We start from the raw sequence: 19,642 nt of genomic DNA on the forward strand, positions 1-19,642 counted from the left end.
GGAATCGCTGTGAATACGATTACTCTTCTTCAGCCAGATGATTGGCATGCACATTTACGTGACGGTCTAGCCCTAAAGCGTACAGTTCCTGATTTAGCACAACAATTCTCTCGTGCGATTTGTATGCCAAACACCGTACCACCGGTAAAAACCGTTGAAGAAGCAAATGCATACCGTGAACGTATCATGGCACATGTTCCTGAAGGCGTTCACTTTGACCCGCGTATGGTGCTCTATTTCACAGACAACACCCCTGCAAGTGAAGTTAAAAAAATTAAAGAGTCTGAGCATGTTAATGCCATTAAGCTCTATCCAGCGGGTGCAACCACGAACTCAGACAGTGGTGTCAGTGATATTAGTAAAGTCTATGGTGTGATTGAGCAACTCGAAGAACACCAAGTGCCGTTACTGTTACATGGTGAAGTGACGCATAACCATGTCGATATTTTTGACCGTGAAAAACGTTTCCTTGATGAAGTGCTTTCTCCACTGTTAAAACAGTTCCCTAAATTAAAATTGGTGCTAGAACACATCACTACTAGTGAAGCTGCGCATTTTGTATTAGAACAAGACCGTAATGTGGCTGCGACAATCACACCGCAACATTTATTGTTTAACCGTAATGACATGTTGGTGGGTGGCATTAAACCGCATTTCTATTGCCTACCGATATTAAAACGTCAAACCCATCAGCAAACTTTGCTCGAAGTTGCGACCAGTGCGAACCCTAAATTTTTCTTAGGTACAGACAGTGCGCCGCACTCAAAAAATGCTAAAGAAAATGCATGTGGCTGTGCAGGATGTTATAGTGCACCAACAGCAATTGAGCTATACGCTCAAGCATTTGATCAAGTCGGTAAAATCGACCGTTTAGAAGGTTTTGCAAGCCACTTTGGTGCAGACTTCTACGGACTCCCTCGAAATACCAATACCATTACTTTGGTAAAAGAAGATCAAGTGATCCCTGAAAGTTTAGACTACTTGGATGGCGAAAAAATTATTCCGTTGTATGCGGGTAAGACCATCCAATGGAGAAAAGTGTGACAGATGAAACTCGACCAGTCATTGGTCAACGTTTCCGTGGATTCCTACCTGTTGTTGTCGATGTCGAAACAGCAGGTTTTAATTCACAGACCGATGCCTTACTGGAAATTGCAGCTATTCCTATTGTGTATGATGCAGAAGGTAACTTTGTACCGGGTGAAGCCCACCATGCACATATCAATCCATTTGAAGGTGCCAACCTTGACCGTCGTTCACTGGATTTTATTGGTGTAGATCCATTTAATCCGATGCGTATGGCCATGGCTGAAGATGAAAAATCAGCATTAAAACGTATTTTTAAGTCAGTGAATGAAGTACGTCGTCAACAAAACTGCACTCATGCTGTTTTAGTTGGTCACAATGCCCATTTTGATTTAGGGTTTGTACAGGCAGCTATTGCACGTACAGGAACAAAAAATCAAAATCCTTTCCATAGTTTTTCCGTATTCGATACAGTGACTTTGAGCGCTGTAATGTTTGGACAAACTGTGCTGGCAAAATCATGTATTCAAGCTGGTATTGAGTTTGATGGTAAAGAAGCACACTCTGCACTTTACGATACTCAGAAGACCGCTGAACTGTTCTGTTATATTTTGAACAAACTCGGCCCTCACCTACTTGACACTATGATGGCGGATCAATAAGATACCGCCATCTTCTAAACGTCCCTATCGTCTAGAGGCCTAGGACATCGCCCTTTCACGGCGGTAACCGGGGTTCGAATCCCCGTAGGGACGCCAATTCTTATTCAGACTTTCTCCAAGCTGAATATTCAAGTCTATTGAATACACATCACCATTTCTCCTAATTATTCAAAATTTTCATTGAATTTGTTGTGTATTAAAAAATCACTTATTGCAAATAATTCTCATTTCTATTGATTATTCTTGTAAAGTTAATGATAATCGCTATCGTTTTTATCTGCATAATTTTTGACAGCCATGCGCTTTGCCTATTCTCCCCTCAATATCGCAATTTTGACTGCTTTAGCATCTCAAGCTTATGCAAATGAAAGCCAGATCTCCGAAGAAATCAAAACCAATACGGTGTCGATGACACCTATTGAGGTTGAAGTCAAAGTCAAGCAAGAAGTAGGTAAAACCATCTACACCAAAGAAGATTTAGAAAAAACGCCGAATAGCTCAAAAAATATCACAGACTTTTTAAAAGTTAATCCAAATGTGCAGTTTAGCCGTGAACAACGTTCTGCAGATTCACAGGCTGAGCTACGACCATCCGAGATTTCTATTAATGGCGCGCAAACTTACCGAAATAAATTTGTAATTAACGGCGTCAATACCACCAATAACCTTGACCCTCTGGCAAGCGGCAACTCCTATTCAGGCAAGCTTGATGGTGGCTCACAAGGGATTGCCCTAAATACCGATTTAATTTGTAAATTAGAATTGATCGATAGTAATGTTTCTGCAGCATACGGCGAATTTACAGGTGGTGTAGTTAATGCTGAAACTTGTACCCCAAATACTGAAATTGGCAAAATCCACGGCTCCCTTACTTACGACTACACGGAAAGTGATTGGTCACGTTATCATTTTACCGATGAAGAAGAAGCTGCAGAGTTTGAAGATCCAACATCATCAAATAATAAAGAATATAAAAAACACGGCCTAAGCCTGAATCTATACAGCAAACTCTCTGAACAATGGGGCATCAATAGTTATGCCTCTAAACGTGAATCCATCGTTCCAGTAATGAGTGGTTTAGAAGATCTCAGTAAAGTCAAAAGCGAGCGTAATAATATCAACTTAGGGACTACCCTTTTTTACACACCTTCGGACACAACCAAAGCGAAGTTTGGCTTTGATTTAGGGGATTTGGACAGTCTAAATTTCGTTGATAAGCGAATAAATTCAAAAAGTATTAGCAATACAGAAACGCTGACATTTTTTGGTGAATTAGAAAGTAAACTCAATAATTCAACATTAAAACAAAATATTAGCTATCAAACGCTAAGCCAAGCACGTGAAAATGATTCAACTACCGGCATTCTTTGGAAGCAAACACCAACTAAAAACTGGAGTTCCAATCCTGGTGAAGGTGCCACAAGTAGTGATATTGAATTACACCAAGATACATTTTCGTATAGTCTAAAAAATGCGTTTGATACCATTCAGATTGGCAACAGCATGCAACAATTAAGCTTTGGTATGGGCTATGACTATTCTAAAGTTGCATGGGAACGGCCTAACGATGCCTATATGTATAATCAGCCTAAGACTTTTACATCTAGTTCAGGCATTAGCTGTACGGCAGGTGATATTCTTTGTGATGAAGCAACGGATGAAAATAACTATCAAGGCCAATATCAAACAAATGGCAAGTATTATCAAAAAGGTAAAGTTAATATTGACCAACAACGTGTGCATACCTTCATTGAAAACACATCGACTTGGGATAATTTTTCAGCGCGTTTAGGTTTACGTGCAGATTATGATAGCTTATCGAAAAATTTAAATATTGCACCTCGTACTGCCTTTAACTATAAACCGCTAAAAAATGATCTTCTGTCCTTCACTACGGGATGGAATCGATATTATGCAAACTATACCTTAGCCACTGAACTGCAAGATCAACTTGCATTTTTGGAATACAATTTAAAACGCACAAAAAATCAAACTGAAGATTATTGGATTCAAACTGGGTTATCAGATTTAATATTAGCTAATTCCAATGTTCAACGTGCCAATTTAAAGACCCCTTATGCTGACGAAATTGTGTTTGCCATTAATAGCCAAGTTAAAAACTGGAACCTTGGTCTGAAATGGGTGAATCGCGATAGCAAAGATGAAATCACAAAAAATCGTTTTATTGATCCAACCACCAGCAATACCATCGATCATTTTGAATATAGTAATAGTGGTAAAGCAAAAGCTGACATTTACACACTCACACTCAGAAATACGCTGCCAGTCGTATATAAAAACTCTCTGCACGGGTTTAACTTTGGCTTTGATTACACTGAATCAGAAAAAAATTATTTAGACTATTCTGAGTCATATAACGTTAACAGTAATACGGCTGCTGAAGATCGCGATATTATCTTTAACGGCAGCCTCATCCAATTTAATGAACGTCCTGTTGAAAATTTCAATCAGCCGTGGACTGCTCGTTTTGGTTGGGACATTGAGTTTTCAAATTTACCATTAAAGATTAATAACTTTTTAAGCTACAAATCTGAATATAAAGATACGTATAAACTAAAAAACAAAGTTGAACATGATGGTGTCCTGTTGGAAGCCTATGCTACAGATACGATTAGACCTCGATTTAGTTGGGATATGCGTACCACTTATGATTTCAATTTCGCTAAAGACTACAAAGCAATATTCGGTTTAACCATTAACAATATTACCAATCGACATAATATCTATACCACCCCAGGTATTAGTGAGTCGACCAACAGACTTAGATCTGAAATTGGGCGACAGTTCATTGCTGATGTCACATTTAAATTTTAAACTTCCCCTATCAAGAGCGCCTAAAAACGCTCTTGATTCATTTTCAAATAGAATAAAACATGAAAAAAATAATCTTACTCTTTGGCCTGTGCATAGTATGTCTCGGTATCTTCATCTACATTTTTAGACCCGAAGCCAGCCTACCGACAAATCCTTCAAATACTGTTGAGCACGATGCCAATCAGACAAATCAAACAGCATTGAATGATGACCAAGAATCTTTTATTCCCAAAACCAACGATCGTGACACTTAAATACAAGCGAAAAAACCAAAAAAATTGAGCGAAGAAGCAATACAGTATTATCGAACAGCAACCAAATACGGTTGGGAGTCAATCGTTCGTGATTTTGAAAATGGAACCATTCTAAAAAGCAAAATGCCTAAAGAGGAAAAAGAAAAACTTTGTGAAATTGCACTGAGTTCTTCTAAAGTAGATCAAACTAAACGCTTGTTCAAATCAAATTGCAAACCGCTGAATGCTCAATCATCTTTAATGATCATTAATGCAAAATTAACAAATGCTGAAGGTGAAATTGATCAAAATGAAATCATTGAAAAATTAAAATTCTACAAATCCGAAAATGTATTACAAACAAAGGTTACTTATAAAATTGGCCCGTATGAAGAAAAAAGCTCTTTGCAATCTAAAGCAATTGGTTGGGGGCTTGAAGACGTTTCTGATTATTTGCTGAGTATTGGTGTCGATTACACGGGCGTGGATGGTAATTTAATTTTAAACAATATCAAAGGCCGGAACCCTTCTGTGAGTTTGGTTCAAAAACTACTGAATGCAGGAATCGAGCCCAATAGTAGCGTCTATAAACAAATAGAACAGAATGACTTTTCCACCAAACATCCTGACGTTTACAATTTATTAAAAACATATAAACCATGAAAAACATCGTTATTACCAGCTGCCTGCTAATGAGTATGCATTGCTTTGCAAATGCTCCAGTGCCACAAAATCACGCTACCAATGCACCATCAGTGAAAAACATTCACGACTTTAAAAAGATCAAAGGGATGACAAGTGATGCATCTCGTTATTATAAATTTATAAACATATATGGTTGGTCAGCCATAGTGCAGGAATTTGAAAATAAAAATATTCAAAGCAGTAAAATGAAAAATAAAGAAATTAAAAAAATGTGTGACACAGCACATCTTATACTTCCACTTCAAGATATCAAGCGACTGATTGCTGCTGATTGCAAACCCAGCTCAAACGATGTGACTTTTAACACCATCAATAGGATTTTAAAAAATGGTGATGGTTCTATTAATGAACAAGAAATTATTGCTAAATTAGAATTTTATAATGCATTAGGATTATTAAAAACACATCAAACATACGGCCGTGGCTATCGTGCAGAAACATATAATTTACTCTACAAAGCTGCCGGTTTTGGTTTGCCTGATGTTTTTGATTATCTCCTGAATATCGGACTCACAGTAAAATATACCGATGGTAACTTAGTGAATACACATTTTGATGGTCGCTCCCCTCAACTCGCTTTAACCCAAAAAATTTTAAAACTGGGTGTCGAGCCAAATGCCTCAACCATTACGATCATGCAACAACGGAACTTTAAACAACACTACCCTGACATCTACCAAGTCATCCTGTCCAATCTAGAACAGAAAAACCGTAAACTTTAATTAATTACAGCCTGACTGGTTTTGTTTATACTTCAGCTTGATCTATTTTGATGTAAGAATACCCTATGTTTAAAAAGTTGCTCTTGGTTTTAGCCATCTTATTTCCATCTGCACTCTATCTGTATATTGTGAGCCGCGATGACAACAAAGCCCCTGTAGCTGAACAAACTCAAGTACCTGCAACTTCTGAAGCTGAGTATCAAACTCCTGACCATTAATCCAATGGTCAGTGCTAAAGATTTAAATTTTAGATCAGTATTATTACATTATAAGAAAAATTCGATTTATCAATCATTTCACTGCATTCAATCATAAAATATACCTTTCGTTCAATTTTCTTTTCACTATGCAATCTCCCTCTGAACCTTCGCAACACTCGTCTGCTGAAGGTAAAAGTCCATCGCTTAAACGTGCGATGACGACTCGACACCTTGTGATGCTCTCACTTGGTGGTGCAATTGGTACTGGTTTGTTTATGGGTTCAGGTGAAGTTATTTCACAAGCTGGGCCTTTGGGCGCTGTACTTGCCTACATTATTGGCGGTCTAATTGCCTACATGGTTATGCTCTGTTTGGGTGAGCTTGCCGTACATTTACCTGTTTCTGGCTCTTTTGGTGCTTTTGCGACAAATTATATTGGCCCTGGTACCGGTTATATGGTGTCTTGGATGTACTGGTTGGGCTGGTCTGCCACCTTAGGTACAGAATTTACTGCGGCGGCTATTTTGATGCAGGAATGGTTTCCACAAACCTCTATTTGGTTATGGACACTGATCTTTGCAGCTGGCGTACTGATCTCTAATTTAAGTTCTACACGTGCGTTTGCAGAGTCAGAATTTTGGTTATCAATGGTGAAAGTTGCAACAGTGTTGATTTTCATCATCCTTGGTTTTGCCTGCATCTTTGGTTTCGTACCTTTCCAAGGCTATGAATCAGCTCCAATGTTCCACAATTTGACAGAACATGGTTGGCTGCCAAATGGTTTGTTCCCTCTGTTTGCCACGCTATTGATCGTGAACTTTGCCTTTAATGGTACGGAGATGATTGGTATCGCTGCAGGTGAAACTGAAAACCCTGAAAAGAATGTGCCTAAAGCCATTCATGCTGCGGTATGGCGCTTAATCATTTTCTTTGTCGGCACTATTATCGTCATCAGTTCACTGTTGACCTATACCGATGCAGGTTTAAATGTCGGCGGACATGGCGGCTTAAGTAGTAGCCCATTCGTTTCCGTATTTAACCTGATGGGCATTCCCTATGCAGAAGACTTAATTCGTTTCGTCATTATTACGGCTTTACTGTCTACAGCTAACTCTGGTTTATATGCTGCATCACGTATGATGTGGGCGCTGTCCGCACAAAAACAATTACCACGTGCTTTCGGCAAATTAAGCAAAACTGGTGTGCCTTATATTGCTGTATTGGTCACTATGATCGGTGGTTTACCGGGTCTATTATCAGAACAATTTGGCGCAGATGTCATCTTCAAAAACTTGATGGGGGTTGCTGCCTTCACCATGGTGATCGTGTGGATGAGTATTTGTTGGAGTCAATTTAACTTCCGTCGCCAATGGCTGAAACAAGGTCATAGCGTGTCAGAACTTAAATTCCGTACACCATGGTTCCCACTGGTTCCAATCCTTGGCTTTGTCTGCTGTACCGCAACAGGTTTAAGTATGGCTGCAGATCCTGAAATGCTTTCTGGCTTTATTGGCTGTCTGATCTTTATGGCAGCGTGTTATGCAGGTTATTATTGGTTATATCACGATAAATAAAATAGTTAAGGTGGCTCATTAGCCACCTTTTTTTATGAAACTATTTCTCTTCCCTATGAGAGAAAAATTAGGGTTCCCATATAAATTCAAAAATGATTTGTGGGAGCAGTTTAATCCACAAAAACCACTGTACAAATTATAATTTAAGGAAATAGTTCAACTGCTTTTCGTCAATGAGTTTTTATCCTCGCTCAACACCAAGATATAATCCCATACTTTCAACTCTAATGAGTCCTTTTCGGATTTTGCCCCCTTAGAAACATTAGCTAAAAGACACGCAGCTACTATTGCTAGAAATATTTGGATAGATACTCTCAAACTTGTATTAGATATTAATTCAACAAAAGTAAAGTTAAAAACTATTAATGAAAGTGGCAAAAGCACCCGACTTGAATTCATCTGTTTTTTAAATTCAGGAAAATCACGATTAATAACCAATAAATTTTGTTTGTCTTTACTCCACAACATTGGCTCAAAACATACATCCAATTTTTTTTCTAATTTTTCAAGTTCTACATCATCACTAGACAACTGATATCTTCGAACCTTTAAGATTAAATATAATTTAAAAAAGCTCTGTATATCTAAAAAATAATGAGAATCATCTAAAGATTTGAGGTGATTATACGTAATTCTACTTTCCCCATCTAAATCCCTAAATAAAAGTTCATCAATAATTCTTTCAAACTCTGATTTACTGATATACGAAGAAAAATTATTTGGATAAACTTCAAACCAATGCAAATAATTCAATAAAACTATATAGAATCTTTCATGGACTTTGCCCACATTAAATTGATTGATTTCAAATAAAATTCCAGAAATAAACTCATTAAAATTATTTTTCATTAAAAAAATTCTGTTTTTGTTTCATTTATATACATTTAGAATATAACAATGAAACTCTATTTTGACAAATATAGATGGGCTATGTACTATACACCCACCTCAAAACGTCCCTATCGTCTAGAGGCCTAGGACATCGCCCTTTCACGGCGGTAACCGGGGTTCGAATCCCCGTAGGGACGCCAATTCTTCTGTCAGCTCTGACAAACTTAAAGTTTATTTATCTATAATTTATATTAATTGATTGCATCATCATTGCATTCTTCTCTACAATTACTCGCTTCATTATTTGATTCTCCTTTTTCTCTATGCAGTCATCACATTCTCCGAATGATGCTTCGCATCAGGGCAATTCTGCGCCGTTAAAACGCGCTATGAGTACTCGACATCTGGTGATGATTTCGCTTGGCGGCGCAATCGGTACTGGTTTATTTCTTGGTTCGGGTGAAGTCATTGCACAAACGGGGCCTGTAGGTGCCATTATTTCGTATTTTTTAGGCGGTATTATCGCCTATATGGTGATGCTTTGCTTAGGCGAGCTCGCGGTACATATGCCAGAATCTGGTTCATTTGGCGCTTATGCTAAACGCTATATCGGACCGGGTACGGGTTATACCATCACTTGGCTGTATTGGCTGACATGGTCAGTAACGCTAGGAACTGAATTTACTGCTGCTGCACTTTTAATGCAGGAATGGTTCCCAGACAGCTCTATGTGGATGTGGACCTTAATCTTTGGTGCTTTTGTATTCTGCTTGAATATGATTTCAACTAAATGGTTTGCTGAATCTGAATTTTGGCTAGCCTTAGTCAAAGTGATTACCGTTGTAGCCTTTATTATTTTAGGTCTATTGGCCATTTTTGGTGTTTTAGGCTATCAAGGCTATGAAGCTGCACCGCTGTTTAGCAACCTCACTGCACAAGGCTGGTTCCCTGAAGGTTTGTTCCCAATCTTCGCTACAATGTTGATTGTTAACTTTGCATTCTCAGGTACTGAACTGATTGGTGTTGCTGCGGGTGAAACCAAAGATCCAGCGAAAAATGTGCCTAAAGCCATTAACACGGCGATTTTCCGCTTATTGATTTTCTTTGTGGGTACCATTGTTGTTATTACTGCACTATTACCACACCAAGAGGCCGGCTTATCTGCCGAAGGTGTAAGTAGTTCACCTTTCGTAACGGTATTCCAGCACATTGGTATTCCTTATGCAGAAGACATCATCCGCTTTGTGATTATCACAGCGCTACTTTCTGCTGCAAACTCTGGTTTATTTGCTGCATCTCGAATGATGTGGTCATTGTCCTATAGTAAGCAATTACCTGCAGTGTTCTCTAAAGTGAACTCACGTGGTACTCCTTATGTTGCAGTAATTGTGACCATGATCGGTGGTATGCCGGGCTTACTTTCTGAGCAATTTGCACCAGAAACCATCTTCAAAAACTTGTTAGGTGTTGCGGCATTTACCATGGTGGTGGTGTGGATGAGTATTTGTTTAAGCCAATTTAACTTCCGTCGTCAGTGGTATAAAGAAGGCAAAACTGCAAAAGATTTAGCTTTTGCTGCACCACTCTTCCCAATCGTGCCGATACTCGGTTTTGTATTCTGTCTGATTACCTGTATTAGTATGGTATTTGACCCAGAAATGTTGACTGGCTTTATCTGCTGTATGATCTTCATTGTGGCGTGTTATATCAGCTACTACACCTTGTATCACAACAAAGATTGATCTGCGTTGTCATACAAAACACGATAAAAGAGTAACTTCGGTTGCTCTTTTTTTATGGCTATATTTTAATAAAAGTAGAATAAAAACTGGTCCGTCGATGAGGTGCAATATGCAGATCATCTTTATCCATGGCATGAATCAACAGCAACAAACTGCACGTTCGCTTGAACAGCATTGGCTTGCACTGTTGTCTCAAGGCTTAAAGCAAAGCCATCAAGAGACTTTTTTATCGTATATACAGCACCATATGCGCATGCCTTTTTATGGAGACTTACTCACGCGTTATCATTTGCAGAATATGCTTCAAGCCAGCACCTTGACACCTCAAACGTGGCCACATTTTCCGTTTATCCATCGCACTGAACTCCCAGAAAAATCACCAAAAGTACTTGAGCATCATGCCGTACAAAACAATCTACCTGACATCACCCTCAATGATGCTATTGGATTGAGCCAGTCATTCAAATCGATCACCGCACTCGGCAAAGATCTTGCCCTACGCGATTTTGCAGTTTTAATGAATTATTTCCCAAAATTACATGCCACACTTTTGCATAAATTTTTGGTCGAAACTTATCTCTATTTATCCAATCCACACTTTATTCAGGCAGTTCACACTCGTCTGCATGAGCAATTACATCAAACGAAACCCACCCTTTTGATTGCACATTCATTAGGTAGCGTGATTGCGTATCATTTTTTACTGTTACATCCTGAACTCAATATACAGCGCTTTATCACCTTGGGCTCACCTTTGGCTTTTCGTGTCATCCAAGCCCACTTACCTCAGCCTTTACAGCGGCCTGATGCAATTTCAGGCGATTGGTTAAACTTTTATTCACATGATGATTTTCTCAGCGCTTTTCCACTGAGTCAGGCACCATTTGATTTTCAACCCGCCATTATTAACCAGCAAATTCAGACATCGATTGAACACCCACACGATATTGCTGGATATTTAACGCATCCAGAAGTTATTGCTACAATCTTACAAGTGTTGAAAAAACCGACATAAATAATGTATTTTTCAAACATTTTTAGCAAATTGTTTTAATTTTATGCACTCAACAACAAAAACTGAATTTATTTATAGAAAAGCGTTTGACACCCCCCGATTTTCACCCTAATATACGCCCACCTCTGAAACGTCCCTATCGTCTAGAGGCCTAGGACATCGCCCTTTCACGGCGGTAACCGGGGTTCGAATCCCCGTAGGGACGCCAATTTTCAGAAGTACATTTTATTAAGTCCCTATCGTCTAGAGGCCTAGGACATCGCCCTTTCACGGCGGTAACCGGGGTTCGAATCCCCGTAGGGACGCCATTATTTAGTCTAAAAACTTAGACTGAAATAAACGGTTTTAAAATTTGCTTTCTGTACTGTCCCTATCGTCTAGAGGCCTAGGACATCGCCCTTTCACGGCGGTAACCGGGGTTCGAATCCCCGTAGGGACGCCATATTCGAGTTGGTTTTAACCACTCATTAAAAAGCTCAAGCATTGCGACTTGGGCTTTTTTATTGCCTTAATTTCTAAATATTTCTTTTAAAAGTTTTGAATCATAAATGGCCTTAGGGGCAATCACCTGCTCATTTAGCGGAATATTTTGACCATAGCGCTGCCGCATTAGGCGCTGCACTTCATATTGTTTTAAATCAAATTGTTTCAGTTGTTGTAATGGAGAAAGTTCGATTCCTAAAGCATGCTGATAAGCTTTCCAAACAATTTCAGAACAGTAAATTGCACGATCATCCCATTCAAAATAAATATCATAGGGTTTGCCCAAGTACTTTTCCGCATGTTGCACCAGCTTCGTTTTCTGCTGCACATTTAAGGGTTGTTTGAGCCTTTTCACCACATAGTGAGCATTCTCCCCACGTGCGATCCATTGATTTAAAGCGGTATATTGCACAGGTTGAATAGCTTCAAGCACCCAGGTTTGGTTATTTTTATTTACGATCATGCCCATGTGACTATAGGGCGAATGTGTGGCCTTTTGAATGCTTAAACTTTGCTTTGACTTTGAGATATGAAAAATAATATCTCCCGTCTGAAATACGGACTGGGCATAGAGGGCAGAACTGAGCCCCGAAAGAATGACTATTAATATTAAAATTTTAGACATTTTTATTGTAAGCAATATTGATATGAATGAAGGCAACCATAACATGGATGTATGCCGATTGCCCTGATTCTAATAATTCAATGATTGATTAAGCCGACTTACGTGAATTGACTTGCCCTTTAATGACCGCTGTTAAATTTCCTTTAAGATATTTAAAAAACACTTTTAACGGTGAAAGTTTAGGATTTGGCTGTTTGCCTTCACCAATCGATTTAAACTGAGCGGCATACCAAATAATTTCCATAATCGCCATTTTATCAATCATTGGTATGCCAGTTTTAATTTTGTCCACACCGTAACGAACATCCTGCCCCGCCAATAAACGATCAGCCAAATCGACTTCTACAGCGAAAGGACGTGCAATACCAATAAAATCACAAGCTCCACTGTCTAGTGCAGCATTCATGCCTTGCACGGTTCTAAACCCGCCGGTAACCATTAACGCGCATTTCACTTCTTTACGGATATTGTCCGCAAAATCGAGGAAATAAGCTTCACGAGCAATGGTACTGGCTTTACGTTTTTCTTCTTTAGCACCCGCCATCGCTGGCGCTTCATAGGAACCGCCCGAGATTTCAATCATATCAATCCCTGCGGCATCTATTGCTTTAAAGACCTCGATCACATCTGCTTCGCTAATTCCGCCGCGTTGGAAATCAGCAGAGTTGAGTTTGACCGAAATGATAAAATCATCGGTCGTCGCTGCACGAACTGCCTTATAGATTTCAAGCAAAAAGCGCATGCGATTTTCATTTGAACCACCCCACTGATCTTGACGTTTATTGGTCAATGGCGACAAAAACTGACTAATTAAATAACCATGCGCACCATGCAATTGCACGCCTTCAAAGCCTGCCTTTTCACAAATGTGTGCGGCACGTGCAAAACGCTGAATGATATCCAAAATTTCATCTTCACGAAGTTCGCGCGGTGTTCCAAACGTTGTGGCTAGCATGGGACTAAATGGTACAGCGGACGGAGCAACCGTTTCCTTATTTAAACCTTTAGGACATTGACGGCCCGGATGTGAAAGTTGAACCAATTGCACCATGCCGTGCTTTTTCCCTAGCTCAGCCCACTGTGTTAATTGCGCTAAATCTCGCTCTGTTTCAGCGACAACAACCCCCGGCTCATTTTTAGCACGAAAATCCACCATGACATTACCGGTAATGGCACAGCCTAAACCACCCTTCGCCCAAGCTTCATATAATCCAAAATGTAAGTGATTGGGTTGGCCTGCGGTATTGGCCAATGCTTCACTCATTGCACCTTTGATGATGCGATTTTTAAATGTGGTATTACGAATTTTAAAGCTTTCAGCTAAATGGCTCATGGCAATGTCCAAAATGAAATAACAAGTCCTGAGTATTTACTCTAATTATTATTTTCTAAAGGTCAAGGATATTTTGACAATGACACTTGTCAAAATATCCATAAGTTTGATTTTAGTATTGGCTGGCTTCAATTAATTTACGGGTATAGTCCGTTTGTGGTCGCGCAAATAGATCTGCGGTGTCTTGAAATTCCATGACTTTGGCATGACGCAGTACCAACACTTTTTGACACAAGGCTTTGACCACGTGTAAATCGTGACTAATAAATAAATAACTCATATTAAATTCTTGCTGCAAACGCCGTAGTAGCTTCACGATGGCTTTTTGTGTCGTCCGATCTAGTGCAGATGTGGGTTCATCGAGTATCAATAATTTAGGACGTAATACCAACGCACGTGCTAAGGCGACTCTCTGCCGTTGCCCACCGGATAACTCATGTGGATAACGCTGCTTAAATGAGCTGGCTAATTCGACTTTCTGCAAAGCTTCATCTATACGCTGTACAATTTCATTTGCAGATAAATGCTGTAAGGCCAGACCTTCGCCAATGGTTTGCTCTACATTGAGCCGTGGATTTAAACTACTGAATGGATCTTGAAAGACGATTTGAAATTCACGACGTAAAGGTCTGAGCTGTTTTTCTGAAAGTTGATTGATGGCGTGTTGATTTAACATAATTTCACCATCACTTTCTATGAGCCGAGCAATAGCCAGTGCTAAAGAGCTTTTCCCTGAACCACTCTCACCAACAATACCGATCGACTCACCTTCAGCCACTGTTAAATCCAAAGCTTCTACAGCAACGACATAATTTTTGATGCGGTTCAATAAGCCTTGTTTGACTGGGAACTTCACTCCTAACTGGCGTAATTCTAAAAGTGTCTGCGTTTGCGAAACCTGTATTGCTTTACCAAAATCATGGTCTAATAAATTTTGGGTATACGCCTGCTTCGGTTGCTCAAAAATTTCCTGAACACCACCTTGCTCCACCACTTGCCCACGATTCATCACAATCACATGTTCTGCATAGCGCTTAACCAAATTCAGGTCATGGCTAATTAATATCATCGCCATATTGCGCTGCTGTTGTAGCGACTTTAATAAATTTAAGATTTGCGCTTGCAAGGTGACATCTAAAGCCGTGGTTGGCTCATCAGCGATTAAAATATCAGGATCTAAGGCCAATGCCATGGCAATCATGACACGTTGACGCTGCCCGCCTGATAACTCATGTGGATAGCGTCTTAATTTATCTTCAGCATCCGGAATACCCACATCATTTAATAATTCTATAACCCGCTGTCGTGTTTTTGCCTTCGACCAACCCTGTAACAACAGTGACTCACCAACAATCTTTTCAACCCGATGTAAGGGATTTAAGGCCGTCATCGGCTCTTGAAAAATCATGGCAATTTTCTGTCCACGAATGTTTCGGTGCTGCTCAGGACTCAGTCCAAGAATATTTTGTCCATTCAGGCTGACGCTGCCTGTGACCTGCAGATCACTTGGCAACAAACCGAGTATAGCTAGGCTGCTAATCGATTTACCTGAACCGCTTTCTCCAACAATGGCTAACGTTTCACCTGCATGCAATTTAAAATTCAGGTCTTCAACCAAGACCTGTGCTGCATGTGAAATATGTAAATGTTCAACCGCTAATACGATGGGAGGTACATTAACTTGATGATTATTGACGTCTAGGATCGAATGCATCACGTGTCGCCTCCCCAATGTAAATCAATAAAGACAGCACGATCGCTAAGGTAAAAAACCCCGATAAGGCAAGCCAAGGTGCATTCAGGTTGTTTTTCCCTTGAAGCAATAACTCACCTAATGACGCTGCATCAGGCGGTAAGCCATAACCTAAGAAATCTAAGGCTGTGAGTGCCGTAATATTTGCCGTAAGCATGAAAGGTAGCTGTGACAAACTAGAACTCATCGCATTTGGTAAGATATGCCGAAACATAATCGTACTATCTATAACACCAAGACTCCGTGCTGCACGTACATAGTCAAAATTACGCGCCCGTAAAAACTCTGCACGAACCAAGCCAACTAAAGTGGGCCAACCAAACAACAGCATAATGACAAAGAGCCAATACACACTCGGCGTAAACATGCTGACCAAAATCATCACCATGAATAGCATCGGTAGTCCACCCCAGACTTCTAAAATCCGTTGACCAATGAGGTCTACCCAGCCACCATAATAGCCCTGTATCGCCCCAACGATGATGCCCAATATGGCTGAAGCGAAGGTTAATGCAAAGCCAAACAGGAGCGACACACGTAGTCCATATAAAATACGCGCGAGCACATCACGCCCTTGGTCATCGGTACCGAGCCAATTTTGTGCAGTTGGTGCAGATGGTACGGGCACAGCCAGTTCTAAATTCGGTGTTTGATAGGAAAATTTAATCAGTGGCCAAACCGCCCAGCCTTTATCTTCTATCAGTTGCTGAACAACAGGATCTTTATAATCTGCCTCAGTTTCAAATACCCCACCGAAAGCGGTTTCTGGATAACTTTTCAATACGGGCACATATAAAGAATCATCGTATTTGACCAAGAGCGGTTTATCATTGGCAATAAACTCGACAGCTAGGGACAATATAAAAATCAGGGCAAAGCTGATAAAGCATGTAAAGCCTAATTTATTTTCTTTAAAACGTTGAAAACGCGCTTGCATGATCGGAGACATTATTTTGCCCCCTGCGAATCAAAATTAATTCGTGGATCAATCATTTGATACATGACATCGCTGATTAATCTTAAGATCAGCCCCATCAAGGTAAAAATAAACAAGGTGCCAAAAATCACTGGATAATCGCGCTGTACGATGGCTTCAAACCCCAACAATCCCAGACCATCTAAATTGAAAATAATTTCAATAAATAGATTTCCCACAAAGAAGATGCCGATCAAGGCTTCTGGCAGACCAGCAATGACAATGAGCATTGCATTACGAAATACATGCCCATACAGCACACGTGATTCGGTCAAACCTTTAGAACGAGCAGCAAGAACATATTGCTTATTTAATTCTTCCATAAAAGAGTATTTGGTCAGATAAGTTAAGCCAGCGAAACCACCAATTACCATAGCAAACAAAGGCAACACCATATGCCAAAAATAATCTGCAATTTTGCCAAATACACTTAACTCAGCAAAATTCTCTGAAACTAAACCTTGTAGAGGAAACCACTGAAAATATGAACCACCTGCAAAAAATACAATAAGTAAAATGGCAAAGGCAAAAGCAGGAATGGCGTAGCCGATAGCCAATAAAATAGACGTACTTTTATCAAATAACAGACCATGTTGACGGGCTTTTTTAATGCCTAATGGAATAGACACCATATAGATCAGCAAGATACTCCACAAGCCAAGGGATAAGGATACAGGCAGCTTTTCCCAAAGCAGCTGAGTCACAGGCTTATCTTTAAAAAAACTGGTACCAAAATCTAGCGTTACATAGCCCTTTAACATGAGCCAAAAACGTTCGAATAATGGTTTATCGAAACCATATTGCGCTTCGATTTTTGCCACCATTTCTTCACTGAGGCCTTTAGCACCTTGGTATTTACTGCCTGTCGTCGCAGTTTCACCACCACCTGTGTTTCCCATACCTTGAAAGGACTCAGCTTGCTGTATGGCTTGTTCAACAGGTCCTCCCGGTGCAATCTGAATCACGACAAAGTTAATCAGTAAAATGAAAAACAATGTTGGAATAATCAGGAGCAATCTTTTTAAAATATATGTGCCCATGTTGCTTTCACATTCCTAGTCATTCAGGTGTATTTATTGCTGCCGTAGATATTGTGTTATTTGCTTGGCTTTAGCTGCATCACTCCACCAATAGTCAATCCCTACAGAAAGTTTAGGTTTGACATAAGGTTGCTTATACATATGCCAATAGGCAAACCAGTTTTCACTTTGCCCAAACATTGGAATTTGATAATAACCCGCTCTGAGCAGGCGGTCTAAAACACGCGTACGAATAATCAATTCTTCCCGATTTGGAGCATTGATCACCTGTTGAATGAGCTGATCTATTACAGGATTTTTAATCCCTGCGTAATTATAATTACCCACTTGGTCAGCTGCTTGACTGCCCCAAAGTTGAGCTTGCTCACCCGCTGGAGTGAGCGATTGAGGCATTTCATCCACGATCATATCAAAGTCAATATTTCGCATCCGCTCGGTGTATTGCGGTCCATCTACTTGTCGCAATAGCACCTGAATACCTAAACGTTTCAAATTTCGTATAAATGGCATTAAGGTTCGCTGCAAATCTTGTTGCTGAATCAAGATTTCGAATTTCACAGGCCGAGATTTTGCATCCACCAATCGGCCGTCTTGATAAAGATAACCCGCATTCAATAACAGTTGGCGTGCATGCAGCAGATTTTTTCGATTAAATCCACTGCCATCAGAAACGGGATATTGCCAATTGGATAAGACCCCCTGTCTTTGAATAGGATCAAGTTGCGATAACATCGGTTTTAAAATATCCAACTCTTGGATAGAGGGTTTCCCCTTCGCTTCTAGCACACTATTACTAAAATAACTCTGCAAACGCTGATACTGCCCATAAAATAATGCTTTATTTTGCCATTCAAAATCATAAGCATAGGTTAACGCTTGTCGAAAACGAATATCACTAAATGGCGCACGACGGGTATTAAATACGAGACTTTTTGTGGGAATCGGTCGTTCATGTTTAAAGCGATATTTGACAATTTTACCGTCTTTAAAAGCAGGAAAATTGTACGCTCCCACCCAATTACGTGCGGTCTTTTCCTCATATAACGTAAATTGACCTGCTTTAAAGCCTTCAAAGGCTATGTCTGGGCTGCGATAATATACATATTTCAGATGGTTAAAATTATAGCGACCACGATTGACGGCTAAGTTCTGCCCCCAATACTCAGGATTGCGCTTGTAGCGAATACTCCTACCTGCATCGATCGTCTCAATCGTGTAAGGGCCTGAGCCTAATATGGGCTGCAATGTAATTTGAGTAAAATCTTTTTTTTCCCAATCTCGTTTGGAATAAATCGGCATTTGCGCCAAAATCATGGGCATATCAGTGTTGTGTCCAGATTTAAAATTCATCCTTACCTGATATTTAGATAAAACATCTGTTTTGTCCAAATCCGCTAAATACATTTGCAAACCTGGATTTGACTTGGTCTGAAAAGTATCAAAACTAAATTTAACGTCTTCAGCAGTGAGTTCAGAACCATCACTAAACCGTGCTTTTGGGTTTAAATGAAAAATAACAAAATTAGTTTTTTTCGGGTCAAATGTCACCTTTTCGGCAAGCAATGGATACATCACACCCGGTTCATCTAAAGATGAACTCATCAAGCTATCAAAAAGATAATTGATACCTTCAACAGAACGCCCTTTTCCATTCATGCTGTTTAAATTATCAAAACTCCCAATACTCGAGGTCGTGATATATCCCCCTTTATTGGCAAGAGGATTGGCATAGGGCATTGCCTGTAATTGATGATATTGAGGGCTACTATGTATGGCAAGAAAAGGCGTGGTCTGCAACGCAGCCCACGCCCCTGTTGAAAGTATGCTCAAAGTCACACCAAACACGTAACGCGAAGTTGAAGCAGAATACATTCAACTTAACTCCTT

At 39.8% G+C, this 19,642-nt stretch carries 17 protein-coding genes and 5 tRNA genes; 15 read left to right on the forward strand and 7 right to left on the reverse strand.

The annotated features are described in order from the left end of the window. Positions 1-9: 9 nt before the first annotated feature. From pyrC to FTV27_RS13850, 9 genes are all read left to right on the forward strand, one after another. A complete protein-coding gene (gene pyrC / locus FTV27_RS13810) occupies positions 10-1,044 on the forward strand; it encodes a dihydroorotase (RefSeq protein ID WP_111885770.1) in 1,035 nt (344 codons plus the stop codon). Next, positions 1,029-1,688 (forward strand): ribonuclease T, encoded by a 660-nt coding sequence (rnt, locus tag FTV27_RS13815; RefSeq protein ID WP_078192915.1) that lies wholly within the window; start codon positions 1,029-1,031, stop codon positions 1,686-1,688. The genes pyrC and rnt overlap by 16 nt, the downstream gene beginning before the upstream one ends. 20 nt (positions 1,689-1,708) lie before the next feature. Beyond that, positions 1,709-1,784: transfer RNA gene (locus FTV27_RS13820), tRNA-Glu, on the forward strand. Between the two features lie 201 nt (positions 1,785-1,985). Then, positions 1,986-4,523, forward strand: coding sequence for a TonB-dependent receptor plug domain-containing protein (locus FTV27_RS13825; protein WP_180079022.1), 2,538 nt, complete (start codon positions 1,986-1,988; stop codon positions 4,521-4,523). Positions 4,524-4,582: 59 nt separating this feature from the next. After that, positions 4,583-4,777 (forward strand): hypothetical protein, encoded by a 195-nt coding sequence (locus FTV27_RS13830; protein WP_180079023.1) that lies wholly within the window; start codon positions 4,583-4,585, stop codon positions 4,775-4,777. Positions 4,778-4,801: 24 nt separating this feature from the next. Beyond that, a complete protein-coding gene (locus FTV27_RS13835; RefSeq protein ID WP_180079024.1) occupies positions 4,802-5,419 on the forward strand; it encodes a hypothetical protein in 618 nt (205 codons plus the stop codon). After that, positions 5,416-6,183: a hypothetical protein gene (locus FTV27_RS13840; protein WP_180079025.1), complete on the forward strand. Its 768-nt coding sequence runs from the start codon at positions 5,416-5,418 to the stop codon at positions 6,181-6,183. Before FTV27_RS13835 ends, FTV27_RS13840 begins: the two co-directional genes overlap by 4 nt. 65 nt (positions 6,184-6,248) lie before the next feature. Continuing rightward, positions 6,249-6,401: a hypothetical protein gene (locus FTV27_RS13845; RefSeq protein ID WP_168379378.1), complete on the forward strand. Its 153-nt coding sequence runs from the start codon at positions 6,249-6,251 to the stop codon at positions 6,399-6,401. A gap of 128 nt (positions 6,402-6,529) precedes the next feature. Beyond that, positions 6,530-7,957, forward strand: coding sequence for an amino acid permease (locus tag FTV27_RS13850; protein WP_078192919.1), 1,428 nt, complete (start codon positions 6,530-6,532; stop codon positions 7,955-7,957). A gap of 156 nt (positions 7,958-8,113) precedes the next feature. Here FTV27_RS13850 and FTV27_RS13855 read toward each other — a convergent pair whose 3' ends face one another. Further along, positions 8,114-8,806, reverse strand: coding sequence for a hypothetical protein (locus FTV27_RS13855; RefSeq protein ID WP_180079026.1), 693 nt, complete (start codon positions 8,804-8,806; stop codon positions 8,114-8,116). 106 nt (positions 8,807-8,912) lie between these two features. Here FTV27_RS13855 and FTV27_RS13860 point away from each other — a divergent pair. From FTV27_RS13860 to FTV27_RS13885, 6 genes are all read left to right on the forward strand, one after another. Beyond that, a tRNA-Glu gene (locus tag FTV27_RS13860) sits at positions 8,913-8,988 on the forward strand. 123 nt (positions 8,989-9,111) lie between these two features. After that, positions 9,112-10,530: an amino acid permease gene (locus FTV27_RS13865; RefSeq protein WP_180024170.1), complete on the forward strand. Its 1,419-nt coding sequence runs from the start codon at positions 9,112-9,114 to the stop codon at positions 10,528-10,530. A gap of 109 nt (positions 10,531-10,639) precedes the next feature. Continuing rightward, positions 10,640-11,545, forward strand: a complete 906-nt coding sequence (locus tag FTV27_RS13870) for an alpha/beta fold hydrolase (RefSeq protein WP_111885776.1) — start codon at positions 10,640-10,642, stop codon at positions 11,543-11,545. Between the two features lie 132 nt (positions 11,546-11,677). After that, positions 11,678-11,753 (forward strand) — tRNA-Glu (locus FTV27_RS13875). Positions 11,754-11,777: 24 nt separating this feature from the next. Continuing rightward, a tRNA-Glu gene (locus FTV27_RS13880) sits at positions 11,778-11,853 on the forward strand. Positions 11,854-11,911: 58 nt separating this feature from the next. After that, positions 11,912-11,987: transfer RNA gene (locus FTV27_RS13885), tRNA-Glu, on the forward strand. A gap of 66 nt (positions 11,988-12,053) precedes the next feature. Here the strand turns inward: FTV27_RS13885 and FTV27_RS13890 are convergent. The 6 genes from FTV27_RS13890 to FTV27_RS13915 all read right to left on the reverse strand — a co-directional run bounded on the left by FTV27_RS13890 (position 12,054) and on the right by FTV27_RS13915 (position 19,627). Continuing rightward, positions 12,054-12,698, reverse strand: coding sequence for a YiiX family permuted papain-like enzyme (locus FTV27_RS13890; RefSeq protein ID WP_306669975.1), 645 nt, complete (start codon positions 12,696-12,698; stop codon positions 12,054-12,056). Between the two features lie 43 nt (positions 12,699-12,741). Further along, the gene (locus FTV27_RS13895; protein WP_111885862.1) at positions 12,742-13,986 is read right to left on the reverse strand and encodes an NADH:flavin oxidoreductase/NADH oxidase family protein; all 1,245 of its coding nucleotides are present in this window, start codon (positions 13,984-13,986) and stop codon (positions 12,742-12,744) included. A gap of 112 nt (positions 13,987-14,098) precedes the next feature. Further along, positions 14,099-15,700: an ABC transporter ATP-binding protein gene (locus FTV27_RS13900; protein ID WP_180024209.1), complete on the reverse strand. Its 1,602-nt coding sequence runs from the start codon at positions 15,698-15,700 to the stop codon at positions 14,099-14,101. Further along, complete coding sequence (locus FTV27_RS13905; protein ID WP_180079028.1) at positions 15,675-16,688, reverse strand: ABC transporter permease; 1,014 nt, start codon at positions 16,686-16,688, stop codon at positions 15,675-15,677. Before FTV27_RS13905 ends, FTV27_RS13900 begins: the two co-directional genes overlap by 26 nt. Then, positions 16,688-17,755: a microcin C ABC transporter permease YejB gene (locus FTV27_RS13910; RefSeq protein ID WP_180079029.1), complete on the reverse strand. Its 1,068-nt coding sequence runs from the start codon at positions 17,753-17,755 to the stop codon at positions 16,688-16,690. Before FTV27_RS13910 ends, FTV27_RS13905 begins: the two co-directional genes overlap by 1 nt. A gap of 33 nt (positions 17,756-17,788) precedes the next feature. Then, positions 17,789-19,627 (reverse strand): extracellular solute-binding protein, encoded by a 1,839-nt coding sequence (locus tag FTV27_RS13915; protein WP_180079030.1) that lies wholly within the window; start codon positions 19,625-19,627, stop codon positions 17,789-17,791. Positions 19,628-19,642 lie beyond the last annotated feature (15 nt).

The organism is Acinetobacter sp. YH12251 (genome assembly GCF_013417465.1).
GTDB lineage: Bacteria > Pseudomonadota > Gammaproteobacteria > Pseudomonadales > Moraxellaceae > Acinetobacter > Acinetobacter amyesii.